Genomic DNA, 24,985 nt, shown 5'->3' with positions numbered 1-24,985 from the left:
GGAAAGTGCGTGAACGACCGGAATGCCGGGCTCATCAGGGACTTCTACGACGCCTTCGCGCGCCGCGACACCGAGGCCATGCAGCGGTGTTACCACCCCGACGTCACGTTCGGAGATCCCGTCTTCCAGGAACTGGAGGGCCGGAGCAGGGTCATGGGCATGTGGCGGATGCTGCTGGGCCGAAACGGCGACGTCGGCGTGGCCGTCAAGGACGTCGCCGCGCGGGACCACGACGGAACGGCGCACTGGACCGCCCGCTACACCTTCGGCGGCACCGGCAGGCCGGTGGTCAACGAGATCGACGCCCTGTTCAGGTTCGAGGACGGCCTGATCGTCCGGCACCACGACGAGTTCGACTTCAGGCGCTGGTCCAAGATGGCCCTGGGCAGGCCGGTCGGCCTGCTGTTCGGCTGGACGCCCATGTTCCGGGCGACGATCCGGGGTAGGGCCATGCAGTCGCTGGAGGACTTCATGAAGGCCGGATGAGGAGACGGGTGTGGCTGATCGGCGAATGCGAAACGTGCTGAGCCTGGTGCGCGGGCGTCCCGGCGACGTCCCCGACTCCCCCGAGAGGTCGATGGACCCCCGCGCCGACGACCAGCCGCCACCGCCCCGCTCGCGCGTCATCGACAACGCGATCTACGTCAACGGGTGCAGGGACGCGACCCCGGCGTCGCTGCCCGAGGCCTTCGAGTTCCTGAAGAAGACGCCGGACAGCATGGCCTGGATCGGTTTCTACCGCCCGGAGGACTCGGTCATCTTCAACGTGGCCGAGGAGTTCGACCTTCACGAGCTCGCCGTCGAGGACGCGATCGTCGCCCACCAGCGGCCGAAGGCCGACCGCTACGGCGAGACGCTGTTCGTGGTGCTCCGTCCCGCCAGGTATCTCGACGAGACCGAGGAGGTCGACTTCGGCGAGCTGCACGTCTTCGTCGGCCAGAACTTCGTGATCACCGTACGGCACAGCGAGGCCCCCGACCTGTCGCAGGTCCGCAGGCGGATGGAGGGCGACCCCGAACTGCTCGCCCAGGGCCCGCAGGCGGTCTTCTACGCCATCCTGGACGCGGTCGTCGACGGCTACGCCCCCGTGGTCGCGGGACTGCAGAACGACATCGACGAGATCGAGGTCCAGGTCTTCGGCAACCAGCCCGGCGTCTCCCGCCGCATCTACGAGCTCTCACGCGAGGTGATCGAGTTCCAGCGGGCCACCCAGCCCCTGCTCACCATGATCGAGGGGCTCATCGCGGGGGCGGCCAAGTACGGCGTGGACCAGGAGGTGCAGCGACACCTGCGCGACGTCGCCGACCACGCGATCACCGTGGTCGAGCGGGTCGGCGGCTTCCGGCAGATGCTCCACGACATCCTCGTGGTCAACTCGACCATGGTCGCCCAGGCCCAGAACGAGCACATGACCAACCTCACCGAAGCCAGCAACGCCCAGAACGAGGAGGTCAAGAAGATCTCCGCCTGGGCCGCGATCCTCTTCGCCCCCACCCTCGTCGGCACCATCTACGGCATGAACTTCGACGTCATGCCGGAGATCCACTGGACGTTCGGCTATCCGTTCGCCGTGCTCCTGATGGCGGCCGTCTGCACGACCCTCTACGTGGTCTTCAAACGCCGCGACTGGCTGTAGCGGTCCCCCGGACGCGCCCCTCGCGTCCGGGGGACCGCCTCCTAGCGCGCCTGGAAGTAGAACCGGTAGGCGGCGCCGTCGTGCAGCGCCGCCACCCGTCCCGCGTCGCTGCCCGACGGGTAGCCCTCGAGCCTCAGCTGGGGGATCGAGTCGTAGGCGTACTGGTACTCGTGCGTCGCGGGGTTCCACGTTCCCTGGGAGAGCGCGTCGTTGCTCCCGTGGTGGAAGGCGTAGATGCGGTACGCGGAGCCGTCGTGCAGCATCGTCCAGCGTGACCAGTCGGTGTCCTCCGGGAAGCCGGTGACCCGCAGGACGGGGATGTGGTCGCCGTACGCCCACTGGTAGGTCGAGGTTCCCGGCACGTGGACGAACTGGTAGAGAACCGTGGGGTCGCCGATCCTGCGCAGGTAGAGGTGATAGGCGTCACCGCTGTGCAGCACCGAGAAGCTGCCGCTGTCCGCGTCGGCGGGCGCGTTCGTCAGGGTGAGCACCGGGATCGACTCGTGGTCGTAGGCGTATGACGTGCCGTCCCAGGCGAACTGGTAGAGGGTGTCGCGGGTGCTGCCCTTGAAGGCGTAGAGACGGTAGCCGGCGCCGTCGTGCAGCATCGACCAGCGACGGAAGTTGGTGTCCGAGGGCGCGCCGACGATCGGGATGTTGGGGATGCAGCCGTAGCCGTACCGGTAGACATCGCTGCCCGGAACCCAGACACCCTGGTTGACGGAGACCATCGGCCGACCCTCCACGCGTGGAACGAAACGCTTGACACAGCACATGCTTCGCCATGAGACGGTAAAGCAGTTCCCTGGTTTCTGTCGGCCGAATCCGCCGCTTTGTGGAACGTTTTTTGTCGCCTCCTCGCCATTGGCGGTTTCGCCGATGAAAGCGACCTGTTCGGGTGTCTCGTAAAGGCTTTGTCGTGTTTACGGGCAGAGTGTTATTTATTTGGTCGAATAATGGGATATATCGACTATGTGGTGAATTGTTGCTGCGATGGGTTCGGTGTCCGTCCGCGTGGGGCGGCGGGGTCCGCCGCGCCGGAACGCGGGAAGGCCCCGGCGTCGACGCCGAGGCCTCCGTGTCGGAGATCAGCCGAGCTTGGCCAGGATCAGGTCGATCTTGCCTTCCATGGAGCCCATCCGGTTCTCCATGGAGCCCATCCGCCCCTCCATGGAGGTCATCCGCGCCGCCAGGTCGTCCACCTTGGTCTCCAGGCGGTCGACCTTGACCTCGAGGCTCCCCACCCTGGTCTCCAGCCCGTCCACCCTGGCGGTGAGCGCGGAGAGGTCCTCCTTGGTGGCCATCCTGTTCATGATCTCTTCGAACATCGGAGAGGTGTACACCATGACCTCCTCCCGGACGGTCGCGGGGAGCTCGCCCAGAGTCTCCTTGATGTCGGCGAGATCCGAGCCCGTTCTGAAGGCCCAGGACTCCAGGTCCGTCACGCGCTGGCCGGTGCTCTTCGTCGCCACGTCGGGCATGGTATCTCCTGCAGGGGGTGATGGGAGCTCGTCCGCCGGTGAACCACGTAAGCGATTCGTAGCGGTGCGTCACCAATTGAACACGATCGGGAAGGGGTTCGGAGGGATTCCGCGGACTGGTCAGGCCAGCAGTTTGCGGGCGGCGTCCTCGATCTCGGTCTCGGACAGCAGCACGTGCCGGGACGCCTCACCCAGCGGGACGAAACTGTCGGCCGAGTTCACCCGCGCGATCCGGCCGGTGAAACCGGCGTCGAGCAACTCGGCGACGACGCTCTCCGAGACGCCGCCCGCCCTGCGCGTCTCGTCGGCTATCAGCACCCTGCCGGTCAGCTCCGCCGAGCGCACCAGGTCCTCCACCGGCAGGGGGGACAGCCAGCGCAGGTCCAGGACCCGGCAGCCGTAACCCTCCGCGGTGAGCCTGACCGCGGCCCGCAGACTCATCCGCACCCCGTTGCCGAAGGTCACGATGGTCAGGTCGCGGCCGTCGCCGTAGCCGCGGGCCCTGCCGACCGGCACGTGCGTCTCCGCCCAGCGGGTCGGCGGCACGTACGGCGAGAGCCAGCCGTTGTCGCCGTCCTCGAACAGGTCGCGGGTGTTGTACAGGGCGATCGGCTCGAGGAAGACGCACACGCTGCCGTCGACCCGGGCGGCCGCCAGGCAGGTGCGCAGCATCGAGGCCGCGTCGTCGGGACGCGCGGGCGAGGCCACGATCAGGCCGGGGATGTCGCGCAGCGCGGCGACGGAGTTGTCGTTGTGGAAGTGGCCGCCGAAGCCCTTCTGATAGGCGTACGACGCGACGCGGACGACCATCGGGTTGCGGAAGGCCCCTCTGGAGAAGAACGACAGCGTCGCGGCCTCGCCCCTGATCTGGTCGAGCGCGTTGTGCAGGTAGGCCAGGTACTGGATCTCGGGCACCGGCAGCAGGCCGGAGACGCCCGAGCCGAGCGCCAGGCCGAGCACGGCCTGCTCGTCGAGGAGCGTGTCGAACACCCGGCCGACGCCGAAGCGCTTCTGCAGCCCCCGGGTGACGCCGTATACGCCGCCCTTCCTGGCCACGTCCTCGCCGAAGACCAGCATGTCGGGATGGGCGGCCAGTTGGTCGGCCAGGGTCCGGTTGATCGCCTGGGAGAGGGTCAGCGGGCCCTCTCCCTCGGGAAGCCTTCCGGCGAACGCCTTCTCCCTGGAGCCCGAGGCGGCCGCGGAGGCCAGGGCGACCGTTCGCGGGGTGCGGGGGGCCAGCGGCTCCGTGATCTCGCCGGCCGAGCTGAGACGGGGACGCCGCGAGCTCTCCAGGGCCATCTTGAACAGGTGCTCGCGCGTCGTCTCGTAGTGCAGCAGCAGCTTGTCGGGCGTGGTCAGGCCGGCCTCGACGAGCAGCCTGGCGGTGACGACGAGGGGGTCGCGCTCCAGGTCGGCGTTGATCTCCCGCTTGGTCCGGTAGGACAGCTCGACGTCCGAGCCGGCGTGACCCATCAGCCGGACGGTGTCGAGGTGCAGCAGGGCGGGGGAGCGGCGTCCCCTGACGTGCTCGACGGCCGCCCGGGTCACGTCGTGGACGTCGGCGAGGTCGCAGCCGTCGGCCGAGAAGTAGGTCAGCAGCGGGTGGTGCGCGGCCTCGACCCAGCCCTTGGGCGTCCGCACGCTGACGCCCAGGCCGTTGTCCTCGCAGACGAACAGGATGGGCAGCGCCAGCCCCTGGTAGGAGCCGTAGCCCGCGGTGTTGAGCGCCGACAGCGCGCTGGCGTGGTTGAGCGAGGCGTCGCCGAAGCTGCACACCGCGATCGCGTCGCCGGGCCACGCGCCGCGCAGGCCGAGCTGGCGGGCCCGCTCGATGGCGAAGGCGACGCCGACCGCGCGCGGCAGGTGACTGGCGATCGTCGAGGTCTGCGGGATCACCGCCAGGCGGGGATGGCCGAAGACCTTGTGACGGCCGCCCGCGATCGGCTCCTCCGCCGAGGCGGTCAGACCCAGCAGCACGTCGCGCAGGCCCTCCTCGGGCAGCCGCCCCGCCATCGCCGACCTGGCGAGGTAGAAGGCCCCCGAGCGGTAGTGCAGGAGGGCGGGGTCGGTCGCGCGCAGCGCGGCGGCGACCGCCGCGTTGCCCTCGTGTCCCGCCGAGCCGATGGTGTAGAAGCCCTCGTCCTGCTCGCGGAGCCAGCGCGCGGCGACGTCGAGGAGCCTGCTGCCCAGCTGGAACTCGAACAGCTCGCGGCAGCGGTCCCCGGTCAGGCCGGTGCCCTCCCGCACGGGCGTCCGGGGATCGCGCGGGGGCCCGGGAGACAGGGCGGCCACCGCTTCGGCGAAGTGAGTCTCAACTGCGTCGCGCGCCACAGCCCGATTATGTCCCCATCGACAACTTCCGCACCGGACCTTGACGTCTTTGGGGCCTCGTGTACGGCGATCGCCTTCCGCGGGCGGCCGGTCAGGCCTTGTCTGACAGCTCCTCATAACAATTTGTCAGACTTATCAACCCATTGCCTGACTCATACGTCTACTTGAAGTAATGACGTGGCACCCTCAAGCCGCGTGCACCCAAACGGGAAGGACGGAAGACCCGAATGGTGAAACGCATTCGTGTCGCTGTCGTGGCAGCGCTGGGCGTCGCAACCCTGGTTGCTGGCCCGGTCACGACGGCATCCGCGGGAACGACCAAGGCCGATCCCGCGGTCACCGACGTATCAGTCACCCCCAACCCCGTCGAGGTCAAGGGCGCAGAGACGGTGAAGGTCACCTTCACCGCGGAGACCAGCGGGGACGCCTCCGCGGTCACCGGCTGGATCAAGCCCTCGCTCGGCGTCGAGACCGAGTTCAGGCTGGCCAGGTCCGACGACCTCGGCTCGGGCAAGGCTCGGTGGAAGTACACCAAGGACGTCAACCGCCAGTTCGCCGCGGGCAAGTGGACCTTCAGGGCCGTCACGGCGAACACCGCGCCCAAGTCCGCCGACTTCACCGTCAAGCAGGTCTTCGAGACCGACTTCGACGACATCGCGGCCACCCCCTCGACCGTGGACGAGGGCGGCCGGATCACTCTCAGCGGCGTGCTCAGGCAGAACGGCGCGAACGGCTGGGCCCCGCTGGCCAACGCCAGGGTCCACCTGGCCTTCAGGCCGCTCGGCGGTTCCTACGACCGGCTCCCCGGCAGCGTCGAGACCAACGGCCAGGGCAGGTTCTGGCTCAGGGCGAAGGCGTTCAGGACCGGTCACTGGCGGGCCGAGTACGACGGTTCCTCGACCACGCTCGGCGCCAGGAGCGAGACCGACCGCGTCGACGTCAGGGGAGCGGTCCGGCACAGCCGGATCGTCGACTTCGGCGCCGGGCCCGATCCGGTCGACCAGGGCGACCGGATCGGTGTCGGCGGCCGTCTGCAGGTGGACACCGGGCACGGCTGGCAGGGACACAGGGGCCGCAAGGTCTTCATCCTGTTCCGTGCCGACGGCGAGTCCAGGTGGAACGACGTGGCCACCGACCGGACCGACGCCCAGGGCCGCTTCGGCGTCGACGTGACCGCCACCCGTTCCGGTGACTGGCGCGCCGAGTTCGACGGGGCCGACGGCGTCGAGGGCGCCAGCAGTGTCGCCGACCACGTGACCGTCCGCAAGCCCGCTCCCGAGCCGGAGCGCGGCGACAGCCGGATCACCAGGTTCAACGCCTCGCCCGAGCCGGGCCGCTACGGCCGGTATCTGAGGTTCGGCGGCACCCTCCAGGTCCGTGACGACGACGGCTGGGAGGGATACGGAGCCAAGGTCGGGCTGTACTTCAAGCCCAAGGGGTCGCACAAGTGGCAGTACGTGAAGACCGTCAGGGCCGCGGAGAGCGGCCGCGTCCTCACCAGGGCCAGGACCTACGGCTCGGGGTACTGGAAGTTCGTCTTCAAGGGCGACGACGACTTCTACGGCGACTCCAGCGCCAGTGACTACGTCAGGGTCGTCAGGCGCTGACGCGTCGGAGGTGACGTCGGCCTGACGCGCCGGCGATGAGAGAAAGGGGTCCGTTCCCCGCGAACGGACCGGAAAGACGGCGGCCCGGACGCCTGGCGTCCGGGCCGCTCGCATGGCTCTCCCCCTGCTGGGATGAGCGATCGGTTCACCGGAATCAGTCGGGGGCGAAAAGCGAGAACAGGTTGATTGCGTTATGGGTGTGGCCGAACCTGTGAAGGTGGTGACATCCCCGGGTGACACGGATCCCCCGCAGGCCCCCTCCTCCGATGCCTCCCACCGGTCCGCGGACGTCGGCGCTCCCGCGGGGGAGACCGGAGACCCCGCCGACGCCGGGGATTCCGCGGAGGGCGCCGGGACTCCTGCCGGCGGTTCCGGGGATCCCGCCAAAGGGGAATGGTTCAGCCTCGGCAAGGTCCTGGGGGCGCTCTTCGGGTGGGCGTTCATCGCGGCGGGACTTCTCGGAATCGTCGCGGCGATCATGGGCAAGCCCACGCGGGGGCCGGAGTTCGACACGTTCATGGACCGGTACTTCTGGTGGCTCTACCTCGGTGCCCCGGCGCTGGCCGCGGTCGTCACCGCCCTCACGTGGGGGACGTCCGCGCTGCTCAGGCGCCGCAGAGAACGGGTGGAGCGGCGTGAGCTGGTGTTGACGCAGCGGGTCAGGGCGTTGCGGAGCATGGTCCGCGAGACGCAGGAGGTGTCACACGAGCTCGAGCGCTACCTCCAGGAACGGCTCGCCTTCCTCGAGGAGCTCAACAGGCGGGTGGAGGAGAAGCAGGGGCTGGCCGCCATGTCCCCCGAGACGTTCACGGCGTTCGAGAGGGTCCTGGACCGGCGCTTCAGGGGGCAGAGCCGTTCGGGGTTCGTCCAGCAGGTGGTGTTCCTGTTCCTGGCCTTCCTGCTCGGCTTCGTCGGCAACTGGCTGTCCGCCCCGGCGCTCGACGCGCTCCAGCACTGGTGGACTTCCATCTTCAACGTTAACAATCACTAACTTTTTGCCTGATTCTGGGCGGTGTCCTGGACGGCGGTGAGCGCCGTGCGGGCCATGTCGCGCAGCAGTTCCGCCATCGTCTCCCTCGGCAGTTCGCCCGCGCTGTGCGGCGTCGAGTTGAGCAGGCCGAAGACGGCGTGCGTCGCGGCGCGCAGGCGGGGCGGGGGGCACGAGGGGTACAGCTCGCTCAGCACCGTGACCCACTCCTCCACGTAGAGGCGCTGGAGTCTGCGGATCTGGCGGCGGGCGGGCTCAGGGACGTTTCCCAGCTCGCGGTCGTGCACCGTGATCAGCGACGGATGGCTGAGGGCGAACTCGATCTGGCCGGTCAGCAGCGCCTCCAGGGCTCCCTCCGCGTCCGGGGCCTCGGTCACCCGGCTCGCCCCCGCGGCGTGCAAGCGCTCGCTGACGTCGAGCAGCATCTCGGCCAGCAGGGCCTCCTTGCCGCTGAAGTGCCGGTAGAGGGCGGGGCCCGAGGTGCCGACCGCGCCGCCGATGTCCTCGATGGAGACGCCGTGGAAGCCGCGCGCCGCGAACAGCTCGGCCGCGGCCTCCAGGATCTCCATGCGCCGTGCCCGGCGATTGCGGGTAGGGGTCTGGGCAGTCGTCACACCTCGCATGGTAGACGCTGACGTTAATGATGACTAACATCGCTAGTGACGTTAGCGACCGTTAACCCACGACGACGGAGTCGTGGTAAGCCCGGACAAGGGGGCTCGCATGAGTGGCTGGCCGGTGCTGCGAAGCGCCTGCGATCCTGGCGGTGAGGGTTTCAAGGGCAATGCGGAGACCAACGAGCGGCTCGTCGCCGATCTCGCGGAACGGGTCGCCGCCGCCGGGCTCGGCGGACCCGAGAGGTCGCGCGCCAGGCATGTCGCCAGGGGCAAACTGCTGCCCCGCGACCGCGTCGACGCCCTGCTCGACCCCGGCTCGCGCTTCCTGGAGCTGTCCCAGCTGGCCGCGACCGGGATGTACGGCGACGAGGCCCCCGCGGCCGGGATCATCACCGGCGTCGGCCGGGTCTCGGGCCGCGAGTGCGTGGTCGTCGCCAACGACGCCACCGTCAAGGGCGGCACCTACTATCCGATGACCGTCAAGAAGCACCTGCGGGCCCAGGAGGTCGCCCTCCACAACAACCTGCCGTGCCTGTACCTCGTCGACTCGGGCGGCGCGTTCCTCCCCAAGCAGGACGAGGTCTTCCCCGACCGCGAGCACTTCGGCCGCATCTTCTACAACCAGGCGACCATGTCGGCGCGCGGCATCCCGCAGATCGCGGCGGTCCTCGGCTCCTGCACGGCGGGCGGAGCGTACGTCCCCGCGATGAGCGACGAGGCGGTGATCGTCCGCAACCAGGGCACGATCTTCCTGGGCGGCCCGCCGCTGGTGAAGGCGGCGACGGGGGAGGAGGTCACCGCGGAGGAACTGGGCGGCGGCGACCTGCACGCCCGGGTCAGCGGCGTCACCGACCACCTCGCCGAGGACGACTCCCACGCGCTGCGGATCGTCCGCGACATCGTGGCCACCCTCGGGCCGAGGACCCCGTCCCCCTGGGACCGCGTCCCGGCCGAGGAGCCCGTGCACGACCCCCGCGACCTGTACGGCGTCGTCCCCGCCGACACCCGCACGCCGTACGACGTGCGGGAGATCGTCGCCCGCGTCGTCGACGGCAGCCGCTTCCTGGAGTTCAAGGCCGAGTACGGCGCCACACTCGTCACCGGCTTCGCCCACATCCACGGCCACCCCGTCGGGATCGTCGCCAACAACGGCATCCTGTTCGCCGAGTCCGCGCTCAAGGGCGCGCACTTCATCGAGCTGTGCGACCGCAGGGGCATCCCCCTGGTCTTCCTGCAGAACATCAGCGGGTTCATGGTCGGAAAGGCCTACGAGGCGGGAGGCATCGCCAAGCACGGCGCGAAGATGGTCACCGCCGTGGCCTGCGCCAGAGTGCCCAAGTTCACCGTCGTCGTCGGCGGCTCGTTCGGCGCGGGCAACTACGCGATGGCGGGCCGGGCCTACTCGCCCAGGTTCCTGTGGATGTGGCCGAACGCCCGCATCTCGGTGATGGGCGGCGAGCAGGCCGCCAACGTGCTCTCCACCGTCGGCGACGCCGACCCCGACGCCATCCGCAGGCAGTACGAGGACCAGGGCAACCCCTACTACTCGACCGCCCGCCTCTGGGACGACGGCGTCATCGACCCCCTCGACACCCGCACCGTCCTGGGCCTGGCCCTGTCCGCCGCGGCCAACGCCCCCCTCGACCCCGTCGGCTACGGCGTCTTCCGGATGTGACCCCATGACCCCCATGACCTCCATGACACCGGCTCCCGGCCCCGCATCCGGCCCGTCCGGGATGTTCGGCACCGTCCTCATCGCCAACCGGGGCGAGATCGCCCTGCGGATCATCCGCACGCTCCGCAGGCTCGGCGTCCGCTCCGTCGCGGTGTACAGCGACGCGGACGCGGACGCGCGCCACGTCCGAGAGGCCGACGTCGCGGTGCGGCTCGGCGGCGGCTACCTCGACATCGACCGGATCCTGGCCGCCGCGGCGGCGACCGGGGCCCAGGCGGTGCACCCCGGCTACGGCTTCCTGGCCGAGAACCCCGTCTTCGCCCGGCGGTGCGCCGAGGCGGGACTGGTGTTCGTCGGCCCGCCGCCCGAGGCCATCGAGGCCATGGGCGACAAGATCCGCGCGAAGGCCACCGTCTCGGCGGCCGGGGTGCCCGTCGTCCCCGGCGGCGCCGAGCCCGGCGACGACCTCGCCGAGGCCGCCGAGCGCGTCGGCTTCCCCGCGCTGATCAAGCCTTCGGCGGGCGGCGGCGGCAAGGGCATGGTGCTGGTGCGCTCCGCGGAGGAGCTGCCCGAGGCGCTCGAGTCGGCCCGCCGTACGGCCGCCGCCGCTTTCGGCGACGCCACCCTGCTGATCGAGCGGTTCGTCGAGGGTCCCCGGCACATCGAGATCCAGGTGATGGCCGACGTCCACGGCAACGTCGTCCACCTGGGCGAGCGCGAGTGCAGCCTCCAGCGCCGCCACCAGAAGATCGTGGAGGAGGCCCCCTCCCCGCTGCTCGACGCCGAGGCCAGGGCGCGCATGGGCGCCGCCGCCGTCGAGGCGGCCAGGTCGGTCGGCTACACCGGCGCGGGAACGGTCGAGTTCATCGTGCAGGGCACGACCGGCGACTACTACTTCATGGAGATGAACACCAGGCTCCAGGTCGAGCACCCGGTCACCGAGCTGGTCACCGGCCTTGACCTGGTCGAGCTCCAGCTCAGGGTCGCCGCGGGCGAACCCCTGCCGCTCACGCAGGACGAGGTGCGGCTGCACGGCCACGCCGTCGAGGCCCGCGTCTACGCCGAGGACCCCTCCCGCGGCTTCCTGCCGACCGGGGGCAGGGTGCTCGCGCTGCGCGAGCCCGCCGACGTCCGCGTCGACTCCAGCCTGGCGGAGGGCGGGACGGTCGGCAGCGACTACGACCCGATGCTGTCGAAGGTCGTCGCCTGGGGCCCCGACAGGGCGAGCGCGCTGCGGAGGCTCGACGGGGCGCTCGCCGCCACGACGGTGCTGGGCGTGCCGACCAACATCGCCTTCCTGCGCGCGCTGGTCACCCACCCCGAGGTGGTGGCCGGAGACCTCGACACCGGACTGGTCGAACGCCACCTGAGCGCGCTGGTCCCCCACGGAGGCGTTCCCGACGACGTCCTGGCCGCGACGGCGCTGCTGCTGCACCACGACCGCGTGCCCGCCGAGCCCGCGGACCCGTGGGACGTGCCGGACGGCTGGCGCCTGGGCGAGGCGGCCTGGACCACCTGGCGTCTCGAGAGCCGTGACGGGGTCCGCGAGGTCGGGGTGCGCGGACTGCCCGCTGCCGGAGCGGAGGTCCGTCTGCCCGAAGGCCCCGAGGGGCGGACCACGCGGGCGAGGCTGGCCGTGGACGGCGACGACCTGCTGGTCACCCTGGACGGAGTCCGCAGACGCTACGCCTTCGCCAGGGACGGCCGCGGCGACACGGTCTGGCTCGGCCGCGACGGAGACGCCTGGGCGCTCACCCGGCACCACCTGGGCGACCCCGGCGACCGGGCGGGCGCGGGCGGCACGGGGGACGGCGTGGTCCGCAGCCCCATGCCCGGCACCGTCCTGGTGGTCAAGGTCACCCAGGGGGAGCAGGTCGTCGAGGGACAGCCGCTGCTCGTCGTCGAGGCCATGAAGATGGAGCACACCGTGACCGCCCCGCTCGCGGGGACGGTCGCCGAACTTCCGGTCAGAGCGGGCCAGGCGGTCGACATGGACGCCGTGCTGGCCGTCGTGCGGCGGGACGGAGAGTCATGACGCGGGAGCCGTACAGGGTCGCGGCGGCGGGGCTGCCGGAACGGGTCACGGTCTACGAGGTCGGCCCGCGTGACGGGCTGCAGAACGAGTCGGTCGTGGTTCCGGTCGAGGTCAAGGCGGAGTTCGTCGCCAGGCTCGCCGCCGCGGGACACCGCGTGATCGAGACGACCAGCTTCGTGCACCCCAAATGGGTGCCCCAGCTCGCCGACGCCTCGGAGCTGCTGGCCGCGGTCGAGCGGCTCCCCGGCGTGCGCTATCCGGTGCTCGTGCCGAACGAGCGAGGACTGGACCGGGCGCTCGAGCACGGAGTCCAGGAGATCGCGATCTTCGCGAGCGCCACGGAGACCTTCGCGAACAGGAACCTGAACCGGACGCTCGAGTCACAGTTCACGATGTTCGAACCGGTGGTCGCGCGGGCGCTCGAGCACGGCCTGCGCGTCAGGGCGTACGTGTCGATGTGCTTCGGCGACCCGTGGGAGGGGCCGACGCCCGTCGCGCAGGTGGTCTCCGTCGGCCGCAGGCTCCTGGACCTGGGCTGCTACGAGCTGTCGCTCGGCGACACCGTCGGCGTCGGGACCGCCGGACACGTGGCCGCCCTCATCGGGGCGTTCGGCGGCCCCGAGCGGCTCGCCGTGCACTTCCACGACACCTACGGCCAGGCCCTGGCCAACACCCTCGCCGCCCTCCGCGAGGGCGTGACCGTGGTCGACGCCTCGACCGGCGGCATCGGGGGCTGCCCCTACGCCGAGAGCGCCACCGGCAACCTCGCGACCGAGGACCTGGTGTGGATGCTGCACGGTCTCGGCGTCGAGACAGGCCTTGACCTGCGGTCGCTGGTGGAGACGAGCACCTGGCTGGCGACCGAGCTCGGCCGCCCCAGCCCATCCCGGGTCGTGCAGGCGCTGGCAGCGGGCCTGACGACCGAACGAGACGTCAAGGAGTGACGATGCCCAAACTCGAAGAGGAATACGAAGACCTCCGCAAGACCGTCGAGGCGTTCGCCCGTGACGTCGTGGCCCCGGTGATCGGGGACCTCTACGAGCGCGAGGAGTTCCCCTACGACATCGTGCGGCAGATGGGCGCGATGGGCCTGTTCGGGCTGCCTCTCCCCGAGGAGCACGGCGGCATGGGCGGAGACTACTTCGCGCTCTGCCTGGCGCTCGAGGAACTGGCCAGGGTCGACTCCAGCGTCTCCATCACCCTGGAGGCCGCCGTCTCGCTGGGCGCGATGCCGATCTACCGGTTCGGCACGGACGAGCAGCGCGCGCGGTGGCTTCCCCGCCTCGCCTCCGGTGAGATGCTCGGCGCGTTCGGCCTGACCGAGCCGGGAGGCGGCTCCGACGTGCCGGGCGGCATGCAGACCACGGCCGTGCTCGACGGGGACGAATGGGTGATCAACGGCTCCAAGGCGTTCATCACCAACTCGGGCACCGACATCACCGGGGTCGTCGGGGTCGCCGCGATCACCGGCAGGCGTGAGGGGGGCAAGCCGGAGATCTCGACGATCCTGGTGCCCGCGGGGACCCCCGGCTTCACCGTCTCGAAGAAGTACTCCAAGGTCGGCTGGAACTGCTCCGACACCCGTGAGCTCTCCTTCACCGACTGCCGGGTCCCGGCGGGCAACCTCCTCGGCGAGCGCGGCAGGGGCTACGCGCAGTTCCTGCAGACCCTCGACGAGGGCCGCATCGCGATCGCCGCGCTCTCCACGGGCCTGGCCCAGGGCTGCGTGGACGAGTCCCTGCGCTACGTCCGGGAGCGCAGGGCGTTCGGCCACCCGATCGGCCACTACCAGGCCATCCAGTTCAAGATCGCCGACATGGAGATCCGCACTCACACCGCCCGCCTGGCTTACCACCACGCCGCGGAGAAGATGCTGGCCGGCGAGCCGTTCAAGAAGGAGGCGGCCATCGCCAAACTCGTCGCCAGCGACGCCGCCATGGACAACGCCCGCGACGCCACCCAGATCTTCGGCGGATACGGCTTCATGAACGAGTACCCCGTCGGCCGCTTCTACCGCGACGCCAAGATCCTGGAGATCGGCGAGGGCACCAGCGAGGTCCAGCGCATGCTGATCGCCCGCGAGCTGGGCCTTTCCAGCCTCTGACCCGCGAGGCGCGCACGTTGGCGCTCCAGCGGTGGGTGGCGGCTTCCTGATAAAGCGATATGGAGAATGAGATATCGCTTTATCGGGATAATGGGGCAATGAAGAGTTACGGGTCGTTTATCCTCTCGATGGCGCTGGTTCTCCCCCTGGCCGTGGGATGCGGTCTCGCCGGGCGAATAGGCGATCGGGTCGCGGGGAAGGAGCGATATCGCATTCCCAGCGAGGCCATGGAGCCGACCATCAGGGCGGGGAGCAGTGTCACGGCCGTCGCACCCGAGGAGGGCTATGTCCCCAAGTCGGGTGATGTCATCGTTTTCCGGGTTCCCGCTTCATGGGGCGGGCCGGGTCTCCGTGTCTCGCGGATCATCGGTGTTCCCGGCGCCACCGTCGCGTGCTGCGACGACCAGGGGAGGACGCTCCTGAACGGGCGTTCCCTTCAGGAGCCCTACATCAAGGAGCCCCCCGCCTCGCGCCTGGACTTCGGGCCGGTGACCGTTCCCCCGGGACACGTCTGGGTGCAGGGCGACAACCGCCACGTCTCCCTTGATTCGCGCAGCCGCGCAGGAGCCGGCGATTCGACCGTCCCGGTCTCCGGCATCGTGGGGATCGTCGACTCCCGCTCCGCGGAGTGATGATTCACCCGGTTTCTTCGTTTGCCGCGGGCGGTGCTCTCATTGAGCCTTCCAGCCGTCCGATATGGCTTTTCGGTTAAAAGGGACATTCGTGCTGACTTGCCTTTAGGTCCATTACGGCGACGAAACCTGCGTCGCGGCGATCGCGGCCGGTGACCACGTCCTCCTGTCGCACCACGGGGAGGATTCGCCCGTCGGGACGTCGCCCGCCGGACCAGGGCGGCCTGCACCTCGACGCGGGAGACCTCGCACTCGGTGCGCGCGGACCTCGCCGGCCTCGTGCGGTTGCACCTCCGCCTCCGGGACGTCGCCGACCTCGGGGCCGCGAGGAAGGTGTTCGCCGAGTTCTTCGAGCCCGGAGGCTTTCCCGCGCGGATGACGCTCACCACGACCTCGTCGACCCTCGGCGCCTGGTCCGGCTCGACGGTGTCGCCTGTCCGGTGCGAGCACTGAGCTGGAGACGGCCGATCGAGGGTCCGCGATGGTCCCGTCTCAGGACGCACGAGAGTCTCAGGACGCACGAGACGGGTGAGGGGGTGCCGCCGGGCTGACCGGGGCTCAGGCGTCCGTCCTGATCGACGAGCCGCGGGAGCGGGGCGAGTGGCCGCGTCCGTCGGGGGAGGGGCCGAAGGGGGAACCCCCCGGGCGGGTGTCAGGCGGGGGGACGGTTCTCGGGAGCCGCCCGCCCCGACCTTTCTCCTCGGCCGCGTTCCCGGCGTCCTCGGCCATCGCCGCGGCGGCCTTCGACATGATGCGTGTCATCGTCTCCAGCTCATCCGGGGTCAGCTGGTCGATCAGGAAGGCGCGCACGACGGCCACGTGGCCGGGGGCGGTCTTCTCCAGGCAGCGCATGCCCTCGCCGGTGAGCACCGCGAGCACGCCCCGCTCGTCCGAGGGGCAGGCCGTCCGTTCGACCAGTCCTCGCTTCTCCAACTGGCCGATCTGGTAGGTGAGTCCGCTCTTCGAGACAACCAGTTTGCGCGCCAGGTCGGTCATGCGAAGCTGCCGGTCGGGGGAGGCCGAGAGCTTGGCGAGGATCTCGTAGTGGGCGTGGGTGAGTCCGGAATCCGCTTTCAGCTGCTCCTCGACGCGTCGTTCCAGCAGGTGCGTCGCCTTGAGATACGCCATCCAGGCGCCCAGTTCACTCTCAGTCAACCATCTCGTATCAGCCACTTTTCCAGTGTATGGGTTGTTTGAATTTGAACCACCAACTATGGTGTGGTTCAAATTCGAACAAAAATGAGGAGCACTCATGCTTGCCCTTGAGCGCATACGGCCTATCGCCCTGCTGCTGGCCCGGATCGGCATCGGCGCGATCTTCCTCGTCCACGGCCTGCAGAAGTTCACGACGATGGGGATCGGCGGGACGACCGCGTTCTTCCAGCAGATCGGTGTTCCGCTGTCGGGTGTGGCGGCGCCCGTGGTCGCCGTGATCGAGGTCCTGGGCGGCCTCGCGCTCATCCTGGGCGCCGCCCTGCCGATCGCCGGTGTCCTGCTCGTCCTGGACATGCTCGGCGCGATCGTCTTCTTCCACGCGGCCAACGGATTCGACGTGAGCAAGGGTGGCTACGAGTTCGTCCTCGCCCTCATCGCGGGCACCCTGGCCGTCGCGTTCAGCGGCGGCGGGCTGCTCGCCCTCGACGGCCTGTGGCAGCGGCGGAACGCCACGACCGCGGTGTAGGAGGCGGAGCGGGGGCCGCGGTCCCCGCCCTCCTGCCGGGTCGCCCCCGAGGAAGGGGGCGGGAGCGGCCCGGCCGCCGGTTTCGCCGGACAGCCCGTTCGCCGGCCCTGTCCGGCGTCCGCACCCCCCGCACTCCGGTGAACCCGGATGCCTCCCGCCGGACGCGTCCCGCCAGAAGGATCGCGAGGCCCGGCGGGATAGACGGCGTTCCCAGGCCGGCCGTCGACGACGAGCCGGGCGGCCTCGGAACAGACCCCTCGCCTGAGGAACAGGCCCCTTGCCGGAGCCGACCGGCGGATCGCGTGCTCGACAGGCCCGCGGAGCCGTCAGGACACGGCTTCCGGCGGCCGTCCCGGGATCCGCCGATGAGCCGACGCCGATCCGATGAGCGGCCGTGTCCTCAGCCTGTCGCCCTGTGCCGCCCTGTGTCGCCGCGTGACGCGGGCACGGCGAGCGAAGACGCCCGACCGCCGAATGTTCCCGATCACGGCGTCAGACGCGCGTCCGGCCGACGCCCTTCTCCCTGAGCCGTGTGTTCGCCCGGCCTCCTCCGCCGTCCCCTCCTCGGTCACCGGGCCGAGGAGGGAACGTCGAGGACCGGACAGGTCAGCTGGGCAGCTGGGCGTCCAGGCGATAGCCGTCGACCGTGACGTACACCTGGTCGCCGGGGCGGGCGTTCAGACGCATCAGCACCGGCTGCAGGGAGTCGAAGACCGGGTGGTCGCGCCAGACCAGCACCACCGCGTTGTCGCCGGGACCCGTCACCGAGAGCAGCGTTCCCGGGCGCATGCCGAGCTGGGTGGCGTATCCCTCCGGCACGGCCACGGGACCGCCCCGCAGGTGCTCGCTGGTCACCTCGATCCGCTGCCAGCGACTGGGGTCGGTGGCGGGGCTGGTCGGCGGGTGGAGCGGGGCGCGCTGGCTGGTGATCAGGTGGGGCCGGGTGTTGCCGCCCGACAGGGCGGACAGCGTGGCCAGGGCGGCGCGGGGGTCGATGGAGCTGGCGCTCACCTGCGGGATGGGGTGGCCGCTCCGGTGGTGGCCGTTCGCCCCCGGAGTACGGCGGGGCAGCTGCTTGGCGCCGGCGTCCGAGGCCGCGTCCTGGGCCGGGGCGCCCTGTGCGTCGGCGCTGGCGGCGAGGGCGTCCAGCCAGGCCTGCGCCGAGTGGGTGCGGATGCCGAGTCGCTGTTCCATCAGCGACACCGTGTCGGCGTCCGCCGGTTTGCCCGCCATGAGCTGCCTGGTGCGCTCCCGCAGGCCGCCCAGATCGCCGACGACGAGCCAGCCGTCCTGCAGCCGCCGGTCGGGCATGAGCGTGACCAGCACCCGCCAGAGCGGGGTGCGCAGCGTGGGGACCTCGATGGGGTGGGCGGGGTCGGCGCCGACGAGCTGGTCCTGGGTGGCGGCGGCGCCCAGCCACTCGGTGAGTCCGAACATGTGGCCGGTGAGCGGAGCCGACTCCGAGGAACGCAGCCAGAGCAGGATGCGCTCCTCGGCCGCCCGCTGGGCGACGGACAGGGCGCCGAGGTCGGCGTTGAGCTTGTGCGCGAGGGCGCGCAGGCTGATCGGGTCGACGGCGAACAGACGCTCGACGGCGACCGCGCGCTCGAGCGGGCCCCAATCGCGGAACATGTTGTCCACCAGGCCGACCAGCGGGTAGTCGCTGAGGCGGACCGGGGGCTCGGGAACCGGAGCCGCCTGCGGCGCGGGAGCCTGCTGCGGCACGGACGGCGACTGCTGTTCGGGCTGCGGCTGCTGCTCCGGCTGGGCGGGGGCCTCGGCGGCGGGGCGCGTGGCCTGGGCGGGCTGCTCGGCGACCCCGGGGATCTGGCTGAGCACCTCGCGGAACACGGCGGTCATCACGGCTTCCGGCGTGATGGGCAGTGACGGCCCGCTCAGGTCTCCCGCGGTCAGGCGGCGAAGCCTCGACCAGCCGCCGAGACCGGTGATGGCCGCGCGGGCGGGCTCGGGCCAGCCGGGCAGAGTGGGGTCGACCGTGTGCACGTGGAGCGCGGGCAGCACGTCGCTCAGCGGCAGGTGGTCCCAGCGGGACACCGAGAGCCGGGCCAGCCGGTCGCAGACCCAGTCGAGCCCGGCCGTGGTGAGAGCCTTCGGCAGGGTGACCGACGACCACCACCCGCCGGGCAGGCGGGGATCGGTCAGGGCTTCGGCGATCTGCTGCGGCCTGCTCCAGCGCAGGGCCGGGACCAGATCACTCAGGCAGATCGATGACTCGGCATCCATCGGCGGACCGCAACCTCCCCAAAGTGACGCATGTGGCTAATGGTGCAGCCTACGCCGCAAGCTATCAATTGGTGTTAAGAGGGTAAAGCTGGTTGGTACCCAAATCGGACGCGAGAATGCGAGGACGACCGCCGACCGCTGTCACGGCCTCGGCTCCGGCCCGGCGTCCCGTGTCCAGCGCGGCCTCGTCGTCAGCCCCCCTCAGCAGGGCGGTCAAGAGGCCGGCGGCGAACGCGTCACCCGCTCCCGTTGAGTCAACCACTTCGGTGGCGAGTCCGGGAACCCGTGCGGTCAACTTTCCTTTCCTGGCCATCAGAGCGCCCCGGGAACCGAGTTTCACGGCCGCGGCGCCGTAGCGGTGACTCAGCTCCTCGGCCGCGCCCTCGGCGGAGGGCTCGCCGGTCAGCAGCAGGGCCTCGTCCAGGTTCGGGATGATCAGCTGGGCGGCCGTGGTCTCCCTGACGAACCGCTCAGGGCCGAAGGAGCGCAGGAAACCGGTCGAGGCGGGATCGACGCTGATCGTGACGCCGCGCCTGGTGGCCTCGGCCAGGGCCAGCCGGGACAGCTGCAGCCCCGGCTCCGCGAACAGCGTGTAGCCCGACAGGTGCAGGTGGCCCACCCCGTCGAGCAGGCTCTCGTCCCAGTCGTCGGTGCCGATGTTGCCGCCCGCGCCCCGGTTGGTGAGCATGGAACGCTCTCCCGTCGGGTCGACCATGGCGATGACCACGGCGGTCGGCCGTTCGGGATCCACCCGCAGGTGCGCCCTGACGCCGCCGCGACGCAGCTCGGCGGCGTGCCACTCTCCCGTGTCGAAACCGACCTTGGTCAGGATCCGCGCGTCGGCGCCCAGGTGGGCCGCCCAGGAGGCGGTGTTGGCCCCCGAGCCGCCGGGACGCAGCACGATGTCGGCGGCGGTGTCCGTTCCGACGGCCAGACCCGAGAGGGCCGCGCCCTCGTGAAGCGCGACGACGTCGGTGACGACGTCACCGATGACCAGCAGGCCGGTTCCGCTCACGGCCGCCTCAGTTTCCCCGGCTCCACGACGCCGCGATCTGCCCGGCGACGCGGACGTTGCCGCGCACGGCGGCCAGGTTCGCCTCGAGCGAGGCGCCGTCGGTGCCCCTGACCAGGTAGTCCAGCAGGAACGGCGTGATGGCCTGGCCGCTGACCTTCTCGCGCTCCGCAGCCGCGAGGGCCTCGGCGAGGACCCGGTCGTGCAGGGCGGGGTCGAGCTGCTCGCCGACCGGCACCGGGTTGGCCACGATCAGTGCGGCCTCTGGGCCGCCGAGCGCGTCCTGGGCTCGCATGATCTCCGCGGCCTCCGCGGCGGTCTCGATCCGCCAGTCGATCGGCTCGCCGGAGGTGTGCAGGTAGAAGCCGGGGAACTCGTCGGTGCGGAAACCGGCGACGCTGACGCCGCGGGTCTCGAGGCGCTGCAGGGTCGCGGGGACGTCCAGGATCGACTTCACGCCCGCGCAGACGACGGTGATGCGGGTACGGCTCAGCATGTCGAGGTCGGCGGACTCGTCCTGGGTGGTGGTCCACTCGCGGTGCACGCCGCCCAGGCCGCCGGTCGCGAAGATCCGGATGCCAGCCCTGGCGGCCAGGAACGAGGTGGCCGAGACGGTGGTCGCCCCGCTGACCCCGAGCGCGGCGGCGGCGGGAAGGTCGCGGAAGCCGAGCTTGCGCAGGTCGGGCTCGGTGGCGATCCGCTTCAGGCCGTCCCTGTCCAGGCCGACGCGCGCCACGCCGTCCAGCACCGCGATCGTCGCGGGCACGGCCCCCGCCTCGCGGACGATCTCCTCCAGTTCTGCCGCGACCTCGAGGTTGCGGGGCTGGGGGAGGCCGTGCGAGATGATCGTGGACTCCAGCGCCACGACCGGGGCGCCCTGCGCCAGTGCGTCGGCCACCTCGTCGGACGGACGAAGCACGTTGTCGATGGGCTGGTGGGTGGTACGCATGAGCGGGTTCTGTCTCCTCGTCCGGGCTGGATGGATGCCCGGTCAACCATGCAAAGGAGCTGCTTGTTCCGGAAAAAGCACGTTACGTGGGTTGCCGGGTGACGTCTACTCGGAGATCAGCCGATGGTGACGACGCCGATCAGTGAGATCGCGCCGATGACAGCGGTGGACACCCCGCCGAGCACCAGCGAACGCCCGCCGCGGACCAGCTCCCTGAGATTGACGCCCGTCCCCAGCCCGAAGAGTGCGGCGGCCAGCGACAATCCCGTCACCTGAGGTAGCACGCCGGTAACCCCGGCGGGCACCATGCCCAGGCTCCTGACCGTGACCGTCGCGAGGAACCCCAGCACGAACAGCGGGACGAGCGGCGGCCGCCGTCCGGTCCCCGCGCCGCCGCGGGAGTCCGCGGTACGGCGCAGCGCGACGGAGGTGAGGGCGACGATCGGGGCGAGCAGCACGACCCTGGCCAGTTTGACCACCACCGCGCTCGCGAGCACCCCGGCCCCGGCCGCCGCGCCGACGGCCGCCACCTGGGCGACCTCGTGGACCGACGCGCCCGCCCACATGCCGAGCTGGTGCGGCGTCAGGCCGAGCAGCCGCGCGAGCGACGGCAGCAGCACGAGCGCGGCGCTGCCGTACAGGACCACCACGCCGACCGCGCTCGCCACGTCCTCGTCGTCGCTGTCGGCCACCTCGTGCATGGCGGCGACCGCGGCGGCCCCGCAGATCGAGACCCCGGTCGCGATGAGCAGCGACCTGCGGGGGCTCACCCCGATCCGGGGCCCGAGCCACCGCGTGGCGAGGAACGCGCAGGAGGTCGAGGCGGCGATCAGCGCCAGGGCCCGCCAGCCCAGCGCCAGCACCTCGGGCAGGGCGATCTGCAGTCCGAGCATCACGATCGCCAGGCGGAGCAGTCTGCGGCTCACGAAGCGCAGCCCGGCGCGGAACGCGGGGCGCAGGCCGCCGAGGTTGGTCAGCGCGATCCCGAGGACCACCGCGACCACGGCCGCGCTCACTCCGGGGAGCGCGCGGCTCGCCCACAGGGAGACGGCCACCGCGGCGGCGGTCAGGGCGAGCCCGGGGACGAGGGCGGCGGCGCTCGCGGTGTGCGCCCGTCCGGCCTTCCCGAGCGTCTCCCACCGTGCCTTCCGCTGTGCCTTCCGGTGTGCCCGCACTCCGGGAACGTTCCAGTCGCGGACGGCGTCGGCGGAGGCGGGATCCGAGGAGGCCGTCGACGAACCGGCGGCGTGAAGCCGCCGGTTCTCTGGGCGGTCCGCACCTGTGAGACGGCGGCCGGAAGGCGGGGAGATGGTCATGTTCCGAGTCTCGAAGGGGGCCGTAGCGGTCGGTAGGCGTCATCTCCCTGGAAGGTCATAGCCTAGGGCTATGAGTGATCTGCCCGATCTGGAGTCCCTGCGGTTGCTCGTCGACGTGGACCGTCTCGGCAGTCTCGGCCAGGCGGCGAAGGCGGCGGGCATCGCCCAGCCGTCGGCGAGCAAGCGGATAGCGCTGCTGGAGCGTCGTCTCGGGCTGCCCCTGCTCGAACGGACCCCGCGCGGCTCCACGCTCACCCCGCAGGGGGTGATGGTCTCGGCCTGGGCGTCGCAGGTGCTCGCGGCCGCAGAGGAGCTCATGCGGGGCGCGGAGGCGGTACGGCACGGCAGGGAGGCGCACCTGCACATCGCGGCCAGCATGACCGTGGCCGAGTACCTGCTGCCGCGCTGGCTGGGGGAGCTGCAGAGCCGTGAGCCGCAGGTGCAGGTCGGGCTGGACGTGCAGAACTCGGCCGAGGTGGCCAGGCTGGTCGGCGGGGGCATCGAGCTCGGTTTCGTCGAGGGCCCCTCGGTCCCCCAGGGGCTGGCCTCCCGGGTGGTCGCCACCGACCGCCTCGTCGTGGTGGTCGCGCCGAGGCATCCGTGGGCGCGCCGCCGTACGGCGTTGCTGGCCGCCGAGCTGGCCGCGACCCCGCTGGTCGTGCGCGAGCGGGGCTCGGGAACCCGCGAGACCCTGGACCGCGCGCTGGCGGGCCACGAGGTCGCCGCGCCCCGGCTCGAGCTCGGCTCGAACACCGCGGTCAAGGGGGCGGCCAGGGAGGGGGCGGCTCCGGCGGTGCTCAGCGGGTACGCCGTCGAGGGGGAGCTGGCCACGGGCCGCCTGATCGAGGTGGCGACCCGGGGCATCGACCTCGAGCGGCGTCTGCGCGCCGTCTGGCGGCGGGGCCGCACTCCCACGGGACCGGCCGCCACGCTGCTGAGGATCACCCTCGCCGCGACGCGGGAGTGACGGGGGAGACAGAAAGGGGCGGCTGAACGGAGAAGTGGGGAATTATAGACCGATTGTCTTATTAGCTATATGGTGCGGGATATGGTGGCGATTGAGAGGTTGAGCCTGCTCCGTCCTGAGCCGCACTGGCAGACCGGTCTCTGACCGGCGGGGAAGCCCCGCCCCGTCAGCCCTCACAGACCCCGGGATGTCCCGTGTTCCGTTCCCGCTATGACGCAGTGATCGCAGGAGGCGGCCACAACGGCCTGGTCGCCGCCGCCTACCTCGCCCGCGCGGGGCGTCGTGTCCTCGTGCTGGAACGCCTGGACCACGTGGGCGGCCTGGCGGTGTCGGCGCGGGCGTTCCCCGGCGTCGACGCCAGGCTCTCGCGCTACTCCTACCTGGTCAGCCTGCTGCCCGCCAGGATCGTCACGGATCTCGGGCTCGGAATCGAGCTGCGCCGCCGCCGCTACGCCTCCTACACCCCCGTCGGGGACACCGGCCTGCTGGTGGACAACGACGACGCGGGCCGTACGGAGGAGTCCTTCGCGAGGGTCACCGGAGGCTCGGCGGACCTGGAGGCCTGGCGGCGCTTCTACGCGATGACCGCGGAGGTCGCGCGGCGGGTCGCCCCGACCCTGCTCGAGCCTCTCGTGGACCGCGCCGCGATGCGCGCTCTCGTCGGCGCCGAAGCGTGGCGGGAGCTGTTCGAGCGGCCGATCGGCGAGGTCGTCGACGAGCGGTTCGCCGACGACACCGTCCGCGGGGTGGTGCTCACCGACGCCCTGATCGGCACCTTCGCCGACCCCTGCGACCGGGACCTGCTGGCCAACCGCTGTCTGCTCTACCACGTGATCGGCGACGGGACCGGCGACTGGAACGTCCCGGTCGGCGGCATGGGCGCGGTCTCCGGAGCCCTCGCGGACGCCGCGCGCGCCGCCGGGGCCGAGATCCTGACCGGGGCCGAGGTGGTCGCCGTCGACCCCTCGGGGGAGGTCGCCTTCCGCGACGCGGCGGGGGAGCACACGGTCAGGGGCGAGCGGATCCTGGCCAACGTGCCGCCCGCCGTGCTCGCCCGCCTGCTGGGAGCGGGCGGGCTCGAGCCGGAGGGGGCCCAGCTCAAGGTCAACATGGTGCTGTCGCGGCTGCCCCGGCTCAGGGACGCGAGGGTCGCTCCCGAGGCGGCCTTCAGCGGCACCTTCCACATCAACGAGGGCCGCGACCAGCTCGCCCGCGCCCACGCGGAGGCGTCGGCGGGACGCGTCCCCGAGCTGCCTCCCGCCGAGGTCTACTGCCACTCGCTGACCGACCCGTCCGTCCTCGGCCCCGAGCTGCGCGCCTCGGGCGCCCAGACGATGACCCTGTTCGGCCTGCACATGCCCGCCCGGCTATTCCGCGACGACCCGGAGGGGGCCCGTGAGGCGGCGCTGCGGGCCACGTTCGCCTCGATGAACCGGGTGCTGGCCGAGCCGATCGAGGACTGCCTGCTGCGCACCCCGGACGGCGCTCCGTGCCTGGAGGTCAAAACCCCGGTCGACCTGGAGGCGGAGGCGGGCCTGCCCGGCGGCCACATCTTCCACCGCGACCTGTCCTGGCCGTACGGCGAGCCGGGCCGCTGGGGCGTGGAGACCGCCTTCGAGCGCGTCCTGCTCTGCGGCGCGGGAGCCAGGCGCGGCGGCGGGGTCAGCGGAATCCCCGGGCACAACGCCGCGATGGCGCTGCTGACCTGAG

22 protein-coding genes are annotated in these 24,985 nt (G+C 71.1%); 13 read left to right on the top strand and 9 right to left on the bottom strand.

The features are described 5' to 3' along the window. Window positions 1-9: 9 nt before the first annotated feature. Entirely contained in the window at window positions 10-486 is a 477-nt protein-coding gene (locus PKF00_RS37520; RefSeq protein ID WP_271222492.1) for a nuclear transport factor 2 family protein, read from the top strand. Between the two features lie 10 nt (window positions 487-496). Continuing rightward, on the top strand, window positions 497-1,636 hold the full coding sequence (locus PKF00_RS37515; RefSeq protein ID WP_271222491.1) for a magnesium and cobalt transport protein CorA: 1,140 nt from the start codon (window positions 497-499) through the stop codon (window positions 1,634-1,636). A gap of 41 nt (window positions 1,637-1,677) precedes the next feature. Here the strand turns inward: PKF00_RS37515 and PKF00_RS37510 are convergent, their stop codons facing one another. The 3 genes from PKF00_RS37510 to PKF00_RS37500 form a co-directional block, all read right to left on the bottom strand. Then, complete coding sequence (locus tag PKF00_RS37510) at window positions 1,678-2,382, bottom strand: hypothetical protein (protein WP_271222490.1); 705 nt, start codon at window positions 2,380-2,382, stop codon at window positions 1,678-1,680. A 342-nt stretch (window positions 2,383-2,724) separates the two neighbouring features. Beyond that, complete coding sequence (locus tag PKF00_RS37505) at window positions 2,725-3,108, bottom strand: DUF2730 family protein (protein WP_271222489.1); 384 nt, start codon at window positions 3,106-3,108, stop codon at window positions 2,725-2,727. A gap of 129 nt (window positions 3,109-3,237) precedes the next feature. Further along, window positions 3,238-5,448, bottom strand: coding sequence for a thiamine pyrophosphate-dependent enzyme (locus PKF00_RS37500; RefSeq protein WP_271222488.1), 2,211 nt, complete (start codon window positions 5,446-5,448; stop codon window positions 3,238-3,240). 227 nt (window positions 5,449-5,675) lie between these two features. Between PKF00_RS37500 and PKF00_RS37495 the strand changes: the two genes are divergently transcribed. After that, a complete protein-coding gene (locus tag PKF00_RS37495) occupies window positions 5,676-7,055 on the top strand; it encodes a hypothetical protein (protein ID WP_271222487.1) in 1,380 nt (459 codons plus the stop codon). 199 nt (window positions 7,056-7,254) lie between these two features. Continuing rightward, window positions 7,255-8,046 (top strand): hypothetical protein, encoded by a 792-nt coding sequence (locus PKF00_RS37490; RefSeq protein WP_271222486.1) that lies wholly within the window; start codon window positions 7,255-7,257, stop codon window positions 8,044-8,046. Here PKF00_RS37490 and PKF00_RS37485 read toward each other — a convergent pair. After that, on the bottom strand, window positions 8,043-8,666 hold the full coding sequence (locus PKF00_RS37485) for an SACE_7040 family transcriptional regulator (protein WP_271222485.1): 624 nt from the start codon (window positions 8,664-8,666) through the stop codon (window positions 8,043-8,045). The genes PKF00_RS37490 and PKF00_RS37485 overlap by 4 nt on opposite strands. Window positions 8,667-8,766: 100 nt before the next feature. On the opposite strand from PKF00_RS37485, the gene PKF00_RS37480 reads away from it, so the two are divergent. The 6 genes from PKF00_RS37480 (at window position 8,767) to PKF00_RS37455 (ending at window position 15,559) form a co-directional block, all read left to right on the top strand. Then, complete coding sequence (locus tag PKF00_RS37480) at window positions 8,767-10,335, top strand: carboxyl transferase domain-containing protein (RefSeq protein WP_271222484.1); 1,569 nt, start codon at window positions 8,767-8,769, stop codon at window positions 10,333-10,335. 13 nt (window positions 10,336-10,348) lie between these two features. After that, window positions 10,349-12,370 (top strand): ATP-binding protein, encoded by a 2,022-nt coding sequence (locus PKF00_RS37475; protein WP_271222541.1) that lies wholly within the window; start codon window positions 10,349-10,351, stop codon window positions 12,368-12,370. Then, window positions 12,367-13,314: a hydroxymethylglutaryl-CoA lyase gene (locus PKF00_RS37470; RefSeq protein WP_271222483.1), complete on the top strand. Its 948-nt coding sequence runs from the start codon at window positions 12,367-12,369 to the stop codon at window positions 13,312-13,314. The genes PKF00_RS37475 and PKF00_RS37470 overlap by 4 nt, the downstream gene beginning before the upstream one ends. A 2-nt stretch (window positions 13,315-13,316) precedes the next feature. Beyond that, entirely contained in the window at window positions 13,317-14,474 is a 1,158-nt protein-coding gene (locus PKF00_RS37465) for an acyl-CoA dehydrogenase family protein (RefSeq protein WP_425582196.1), read from the top strand. Window positions 14,475-14,602: 128 nt separating this feature from the next. After that, window positions 14,603-15,106 (top strand): signal peptidase I, encoded by a 504-nt coding sequence (gene lepB / locus PKF00_RS37460; protein ID WP_271222481.1) that lies wholly within the window; start codon window positions 14,603-14,605, stop codon window positions 15,104-15,106. Between the two features lie 255 nt (window positions 15,107-15,361). Then, on the top strand, window positions 15,362-15,559 hold the full coding sequence (locus PKF00_RS37455) for a RidA family protein (RefSeq protein WP_271222480.1): 198 nt from the start codon (window positions 15,362-15,364) through the stop codon (window positions 15,557-15,559). A gap of 105 nt (window positions 15,560-15,664) precedes the next feature. Here PKF00_RS37455 and PKF00_RS37450 read toward each other — a convergent pair whose 3' ends face one another. Further along, window positions 15,665-16,261: a MarR family winged helix-turn-helix transcriptional regulator gene (locus PKF00_RS37450; RefSeq protein WP_271222479.1), complete on the bottom strand. Its 597-nt coding sequence runs from the start codon at window positions 16,259-16,261 to the stop codon at window positions 15,665-15,667. Window positions 16,262-16,358: 97 nt separating this feature from the next. Here PKF00_RS37450 and PKF00_RS37445 point away from each other — a divergent pair, with 97 nt between their 5' ends. Then, window positions 16,359-16,787 (top strand): DoxX family protein, encoded by a 429-nt coding sequence (locus PKF00_RS37445; RefSeq protein ID WP_271222478.1) that lies wholly within the window; start codon window positions 16,359-16,361, stop codon window positions 16,785-16,787. Between the two features lie 606 nt (window positions 16,788-17,393). Here the strand turns inward: PKF00_RS37445 and PKF00_RS37440 are convergent. The 4 genes from PKF00_RS37440 to PKF00_RS37425 form a co-directional block, all read right to left on the bottom strand. Continuing rightward, a complete protein-coding gene (locus tag PKF00_RS37440; RefSeq protein ID WP_271222477.1) occupies window positions 17,394-19,031 on the bottom strand; it encodes a hypothetical protein in 1,638 nt (545 codons plus the stop codon). A gap of 64 nt (window positions 19,032-19,095) precedes the next feature. Continuing rightward, complete coding sequence (locus tag PKF00_RS37435) at window positions 19,096-20,046, bottom strand: carbohydrate kinase family protein (RefSeq protein ID WP_271222476.1); 951 nt, start codon at window positions 20,044-20,046, stop codon at window positions 19,096-19,098. A 7-nt stretch (window positions 20,047-20,053) separates the two neighbouring features. Continuing rightward, complete coding sequence (locus PKF00_RS37430; RefSeq protein ID WP_271222475.1) at window positions 20,054-20,992, bottom strand: pseudouridine-5'-phosphate glycosidase; 939 nt, start codon at window positions 20,990-20,992, stop codon at window positions 20,054-20,056. 116 nt (window positions 20,993-21,108) lie between these two features. After that, on the bottom strand, window positions 21,109-22,308 hold the full coding sequence (locus PKF00_RS37425; protein ID WP_271222474.1) for a YeiH family protein: 1,200 nt from the start codon (window positions 22,306-22,308) through the stop codon (window positions 21,109-21,111). Between the two features lie 70 nt (window positions 22,309-22,378). Between PKF00_RS37425 and PKF00_RS37420 the strand changes: the two genes are divergently transcribed. Together PKF00_RS37420 and PKF00_RS37415 are read left to right on the top strand one after the other, a co-directional pair. Next, window positions 22,379-23,275, top strand: coding sequence for a LysR family transcriptional regulator (locus PKF00_RS37420; protein ID WP_271222473.1), 897 nt, complete (start codon window positions 22,379-22,381; stop codon window positions 23,273-23,275). Between the two features lie 194 nt (window positions 23,276-23,469). Continuing rightward, window positions 23,470-24,984, top strand: a complete 1,515-nt coding sequence (locus PKF00_RS37415; RefSeq protein ID WP_271222472.1) for a phytoene desaturase family protein — start codon at window positions 23,470-23,472, stop codon at window positions 24,982-24,984. The last annotated feature ends 1 nt before the right edge of the window (window position 24,985 follow it).

It is taken from the genome of Streptosporangium carneum (genome assembly GCF_027922005.1).
Lineage (GTDB): Bacteria > Actinomycetota > Actinomycetes > Streptosporangiales > Streptosporangiaceae > Streptosporangium > Streptosporangium carneum.
The sequence above is the reverse complement of the archived record's forward strand: the minus strand, read 5'-3'. Positions and strand labels throughout refer to the sequence as shown.